4 protein-coding genes are annotated in these 6,344 nt (G+C 60.5%); 3 read left to right on the forward strand and 1 reads right to left on the reverse strand.

The genetic code is table 11. The annotated features are described in order from the left end of the window. The first annotated feature begins 57 nt into the window (after nt 1-57). Both HUK84_RS08490 and HUK84_RS08495 read left to right on the forward strand, forming a co-directional pair. On the forward strand, nt 58-1,038 hold the full coding sequence (locus HUK84_RS08490; RefSeq protein WP_176639916.1) for a purine nucleoside permease: 981 nt from the start codon (nt 58-60) through the stop codon (nt 1,036-1,038). 916 nt (nt 1,039-1,954) lie between these two features. Further along, nucleotides 1,955-4,117, forward strand: coding sequence for a TonB-dependent receptor (locus HUK84_RS08495; protein ID WP_246285553.1), 2,163 nt, complete (start codon nt 1,955-1,957; stop codon nt 4,115-4,117). 538 nt (nt 4,118-4,655) lie between these two features. Here the strand turns inward: HUK84_RS08495 and HUK84_RS08500 are convergent. Further along, the gene (locus tag HUK84_RS08500; RefSeq protein ID WP_246285554.1) at nt 4,656-5,144 is read right to left on the reverse strand and encodes a DJ-1/PfpI family protein; all 489 of its coding nucleotides are present in this window, start codon (nt 5,142-5,144) and stop codon (nt 4,656-4,658) included. Between the two features lie 33 nt (nt 5,145-5,177). On the opposite strand from HUK84_RS08500, the gene HUK84_RS08505 reads away from it, so the two are divergent. Continuing rightward, on the forward strand, nt 5,178-6,203 hold the full coding sequence (locus tag HUK84_RS08505; protein ID WP_176639917.1) for a GlxA family transcriptional regulator: 1,026 nt from the start codon (nt 5,178-5,180) through the stop codon (nt 6,201-6,203). The last annotated feature ends 141 nt before the right edge of the window (nt 6,204-6,344 follow it).

Consider the following 6,344-nt stretch of genomic DNA (forward strand, 5'->3'; position numbering starts at 1 on the left):
CCGGCCCCGGCCCCGGCCCCGGCCCCGGCCCCGGCCCCGGCGCACGCGGCGGAGGAGGTGAAGTTCGTTGTCGTTGCCAATTGGGAGAATGGCGCGGATCGCGGCGACGCGCCGGGCGAGTATCAGAATTGGGTGGAGCGGGAACACCTTGACGAGAAGGTATCGGTTCGGGGTGCGCCAGATGTCGTTCGACGCAACAAGGCGGGACTGTATGGAGTCGTCCTGCGCCATGGGGTGACGGACCTTGTGGCATTCGTTCTCGATCCACGCTTCGACTTTCATCACACCTATTGGCTGTTCACCGGGATTTCGGGCGTCGATCCGAATGTCGCCTCAGTCGGCAGTGTCGCCTGGGCGCGCTGGGTGGTCGACGGCGACGCGCTGCGTGAGATCGACGACCGCACGATCCCGAAGGACTGGCCCTATGGGCTGTATGCGATAGGCGCCTCGCGCCCCGACACGTTGCCCGCGAATCCCAATCATTACGGGTCGGTGAACGATGTTGCGGAACTGAGCAAGGCCTATCCGCTGAACCAGGGGCTGGCACGCTGGGCCTATCGGATCAGCCGCACCGTCGTGCTGAGCGACGATCCGGAGGTCGCGGTACGTCGCAAGGCTTGGGTGGGCTTCCCGGCGGCGCAGAAGCCGCCATCCGTCCTGATGGGCGAGACGCTGGGGGCGAAACGCTACTGGCATGGCGCGCCGCGCAATCGCTGGGCCGAGAACTGGGTGAAGCTCTGGACGAAGGGACAGGGCCTGTTCGTGATGACGAACGAGGAAAGCCAGACCCGTCAGGGTGAAATGCGTACCCTGGCCTCACTGGGCTTCGTGGATGCGAACCGGATTATGGTGCTGCGATCGGGCTCCAATTTCTCCATGCCGCCACCGGGGACCGACGTAACCCAATCCATGGGGGACGAGGGGCCGGGCCAGGCGGTCGCGTTCGACAACAATGAACGGGCCGGCGCGCCGGTGGTCGCGGAAATCCTCGATCATTGGGAGCGCTATCGCGATCATGTCCCATTGGCGCCGTTCTGACGGGGGTATTCGGGCTCTACCTGAACTTGCAAGGGGCCGTCGGCCCCTTGACCTCGTTTTGTTTGATATCCGCCCGCACCGAACGCCGATCAACCATCCGGGTCGAACGACCCGACAATGACCCGAATGCAAGGCCTGATGCAAGGGGGCAGCCAGGCCGCCTCGCCATACCGATGCGCGCGATGAGGGCGCGCGGATGGCGAAATGAATGCCGTGGGGATGGGTTCGGGAAAATTGCCGCCGTGCGGCGTGCCGGCAAACGAAAGGTCCGGTTCAACCAGGCGTTGGTAGTGGAATGCTGTTCGACTTGATCCATTCGATTCATCCCGCGTCGATCATCGCTCGGGGGATAATCCCTTCCGGGCGTCCTTTGCGACAGATCGTTGCAACACTCTGTCGCGACGTCTTAGGCGAATCCGGGCGCGGCGGAAACGCAAGGGGCGTAGCATTTAACGCAACGGTTCGCTGAGTTTTTTCTGCTTCTAAATTCATCTCCACGTCAGCATATTTCGATCCCGCACCGTGTGACGATTCTTTGTCGCGCTGGTGATCCAATGGTGCAAGCACTGGGAAAAGTCGCAATCGCGTCGGATGCGATAACCCCCCAGGGGCACTGCTACCGATCGACCGGGGGGTGGTCGGGGCAGCTTCTTGCATGCGGGGCGCATCACTGGGCTGCGCTCTGAAATCTTGAAATACGGGGGATAGAGTGGTGGATCAGAGATTTCGTGTGTGCTTGCTCGCGGCAACAATGCTGGGAGGTTGTGCCGTTATGTTGCCTGTGGCGTCGCAGGCGGACGCGCCTCAGGCGCGGCGATCTGCTGCGATAAGTGCGCATAAGAACGCACCCTCGGCGCCGGCGCCCAAGCCCGGGGAAGAAATCAGTGTTTCCGCCTTCCATTCCGGCGGCGGCGGCATGATGCGTCACGAAACCGCACCGCATTCGGTGCAGACCGTGACCAAGCAGTATATCGAAATGCAGAGTCCGACGAATACGGCACTGGACCTTGTCAAGAATCTGCCGAGCATCAGTGTCTCGACCGTTGATTCCTCGGGTATTCTGGGTGGACAGATCAACAGCCGCAGCCTGACCGATTCCGACATGGGCATCCTGCTCAACGGTGTTCCCGTCGCAACCGCTTATTATCTGAACCAGAATGTCGATTCCGAAGATCTGGATCATGTTACGGTGACCCCGGGGTCGGCCGCGATCGAACTGCCCGTAACGTCTGCCGCGGTCGGCGTCATGGATGCGCAGACCTATACGCCCGGACATAAGTTCGGTGGCCTGATGGATTTTTCGTACGGTACGAACAATCTGTCGCGTGAATTCATGCGCGTCGAAAGCGGTGACATCGGCAATAGCGGTATTCGTGGCTATTTCTCGTTCTCGCATGAGCATGCCCGGAACTGGACCGGTCCCTGGACGAACGAGCGGCGTCATCTCGATTTCGGCGCGGTGAAGGATTTCGATGACGGGTCCTCCGTCAACGTTTTCGTCTCCTGGAATCATCAGTTCACCGCGGCGCCTCTCTACCCGACGGCCAGCCAGTTCTTCAACAAGAAGCACGGGCTTGGAACCTACAACTACCAGGCGACCTACGATCCGTCGAATCCTTCGACGTACGGCGGCCTTGATGGAAATATGTGGGACCAGGTCTTCATCACGACGCCGGTCCACCTGCATCTGCCATATAATTTCTCGTTCGATTTCAAGCCCTATTACGTCTATAACGGCGGCTACACCTATAACGGCACGTTGTTTAACGCCGACGTCACGCCCGTGACGCTGGGGGCGGATGGGAATGCCCTGAGCGGCCATGTGCCGGCTGCGTCCTATTACAGCGTCTTCCGTCCGCATGCGGGGGCCGTCGCCAAGCTCAACTACGATATCGGCAAGCAGCATCACATCGAACTCGGATACTGGTTCGACTATCAGGACAACCAGGTCGTCAATCGCTATTCGGTCCTGTCCGCGACCGGGCAGCAGCCGTTCCCGTATGCGGCGTCCACCGGGCTCTTTCAGGACGGCTCCCGGTATATGCCTTACCAGGGTGATTCCGGATGGAAGAATCATTCCCTGTTCCTTCAGGATACGTCCAAATTCTTCAACAAGAAGCTTGTGGTGACTGCGGGCTTCAAGGTCTCGATGATCAACCGCTGGAGCCAGAATTTCGCGTCCACGGCGCCGATGGTCCAGAGCAATTTCGTCGTGCCGCTGCCGCAGCTTTCCCTCGGCTATCAGATCGACACGCATAACCAGATCTATGTGAACGCCGAAGGCGATTATCGCATGCCGGATCCAGGATCGCTGTCACAGGTCTTCGATGCGCAAACCGGCAAATATATCGGGAATCCCTATAACGCGAAGCCGCAATATTCCATCAAGGAAGAGCTGGGCTGGCGCTACGATAACCGTTATTTCATGACCGACCTGGAATTCTTCAACTATGCGATCACCGATCGCCTGGTTTCGACAAACGTCTATGTGAACAACCAGTCCATCGGCTCCACGATCAACGCTGGCAACCAGACGGCGCGCGGCTTCGATGCGATGATTGCGGGGCATCCGTTCCATCACTGGAGCCCCTATGCGTCGGTCGAATATCTTGACGCGACCATGGATTCCAATTTGCCGGCGACAGGGGTGCTCGCGAACGGCCAGACGATTGCCGACTACCTGCCCACCAAGGGCAAGACGGCGGTCCAGGCGCCGCACGTACTGGCGAATTTCGGGCTGACCTATGACGATGGAAAATTCTTCGGGAATGTCGGCGTTCATTACACGTCCTCTCAGTACGCGACCTTCATGAATGACGAGAAGATGCCGGGTTTCGTCACGGACTCGCTGGCGATCGGTTATCACTTCCCGTCCTTCGGGTTCGTCAAGGCGCCGACGTTCCGGCTGAACTTCAACAATCTGGGCGGCGGGTTCGTTCGCACGGGCGTCAACGGGCTGAACAATAATGCCATCGCTACCCGCGGCGTTCGTGGCAGCATGATTGCCGCCAGTGGTTCGCCGACCTATTACCTCTATCCGCGCTTCAACGTAACCGGGACGCTGTCCCTGGCGTTCTGACCCTTTGCCCATGGCCCAGTTCGAACGCCGTCCGGCTTTCAGATGTCGGGGCCGGTCGGTGTTCGTTCCGGAGGTCGAGTGTGGCCGTTTCTGTTGCGAGACCATTCTTTTGGTCCGGCAGGCCGGCCGCTTGGGCATTCATCCCGCCCAACGGGTGAGAGTGCATATCTGGTCATCCAATTGTCGGGTTCGCTCTCGATATCCTGCTTTCCGGTGACGCAACTTGCTGCGTCGACAATCGGGGTGGCTTGTCTGGCCGTTGCGGACCTTCTGGCGTTCTTGATGTTGGCGAGAGCGGTAAACACCTCATATGCAAAGATGTAATGAACAATATCTATTCAACAACTGTCAGCCGCGCTCCGTCGCACGATATCTTCTCGTTCCGCCCGTACCCCCTCCAGTCGCGCACGAACCTTCGCCACCACCGTCAGGGGCGCACCGTCCGGCGTCCCGGCATTGTACGGGGGAGCCGGGGCATATTCCAACTGCAACTGAACGGCCTGCGCGGCCTCATGTCCGAAAATTTCTCCCGCCAGCGTCAGCGCGAAATCGATCCCCGCCGTAACCCGCCTCCCGTAATCAGGTTCCCGTCCTGCACGACCCGTTCACGAACGGCCTCGGCTCCATAGAGCGGCAGCAGATCCAGTGCATTCCAATGCGTCGTGGCGCGCCGCCCGCGCAGTAATCCCGCAGCGCCCAGCAATAGCGCACCGGTGCAGACGGACGTGACATAGCGTGCCGTCCCAGCCTGTCGTCGCACGAAATCCAAGGCATCCCCATCTTTCAGCAGCGGTGTAATTCCCACCCCGCCCGGCACGCACAGGACGTCATAGGCGCCACACGTCTCAAATGTTGTCGTCGGCATCAGGGTCAGCCCGGTTGCGGTCGCCACCGGCTGCATGGTTCGTGCCACCAGATCGACTTGGCAATCCGGAAGCATGGCAAAAACTTCATAGGGTCCGGTCAGATCCAGTTGCTGTACCCGTGGAAACAGCATCAATCCAATACGCAGCGCCATGGTGATCATGTCTTTCTATGGTTGAATGAAATCACTCTACCGGTGCAGGATCCGGCGGCCATACCAGATGATCCTCATTTTCCGCCAAACTTGGCCGTCATAGACCACCCTCGCCGTGTCGAGATCCTGGCCTTTCCGAACGTGCAACTGCTCGACGTCACCGGTCCGCTTCAGGTCTTTGGATCCGCGAATATCGCCGTCAGACATTCCGGCCGTGCGGCCGCTTTTTACGCCCCGGTCATGATCGCGGCGCAATCGGTCGTGACCAGTTCCTCCGGACTGGGGTTGGTGGCGCAACCGTTGCCGCCCATGACCCTGCCCGTCGACACACTCCTGGTCGCAGGCGGGATCGGTGTGAATGAGGCCGCCGCCAACCCCTTTCTGGTGAACTGGCTGCGCAATCGCGCACAAGCGGCCCGGCGCGTGGCCTCGATCTGCACGGGCGCCTTTCTATTGGCGGAGGCAGGATTGCTCGACAACAGGCGTGCCGTCACGCATTGGTCGCGCTGCGCCGAACTGGCCCAGCGCTTTCCCGCCATAAGCGTCGAGCCCGATCCGATTTTCATTCGGGACGGCACGATATGGACGTCGGCCGGCGTTACGGCCGGGATCGATCTAGCCCTGGCTCAGGTGGAATCCGACCTTGGACGCGATGTCGCGCTGGCGGTGGCACGAGATCTGGTCGTGTTTCTCAAACGTCCTGGCGGTCAGGCCCAGTTCAGCACGCTGCTCGCCCTGCAGATGGACGGAGGCAGGTTCGATACTCTGCATAGCTGGATGGCGACGAATCTCGCCAGCGACCTGACATTATCACGTCTGGCTGAACAGGCAGGCATGAGCGAACGCAGTTTCAGCCGACACTATGTCCGGGCCACGGGCCGGACACCATTGCGGGCTGTCGAGGAATTGCGCGTGGAGGCTGCCTGTCGCCTGCTGGCCGAAACCGCCCTCCCCATCAAGCGCATCGCCGAACGGTGCGGATTCGGTTCAGAGGAAACCCTTCGGCGTGGTTTTCTTCGTTGTCTGTCGACAACACCGGGCGATTACCGCGACCACTTCGGGGGGTGATAAAATCACCCTGTTCGCGAGAGCGGCCAGCTTGCTGCGGCGCGGGCCGGGACGTTTTCGTCGCGCCAGCGCTGGGCCGGTGCCGGCGACGGGACATGACCCGGCGATCGCGCCTTCCATGCACGCCCGGCCCGAACCGAT

The sequence above is a fragment of the Nguyenibacter vanlangensis genome (assembly GCF_013376155.1).
In the GTDB taxonomy this organism is placed as follows: Bacteria; Pseudomonadota; Alphaproteobacteria; order Acetobacterales; family Acetobacteraceae; genus Gluconacetobacter; species Gluconacetobacter vanlangensis.

Excerpts from the sequence above, each read along its gene's own strand:
- HUK84_RS08495 (WP_246285553.1), top strand. The coding sequence starts at position 1,955 with ATGATGCGTCACGAAACCGCACCGCATTCGGTGCAGACCGTGACCAAG.
- HUK84_RS08500 (WP_246285554.1), bottom strand. The coding sequence starts at position 5,144 with ATGATCACCATGGCGCTGCGTATTGGATTGATGCTGTTTCCACGGGTA.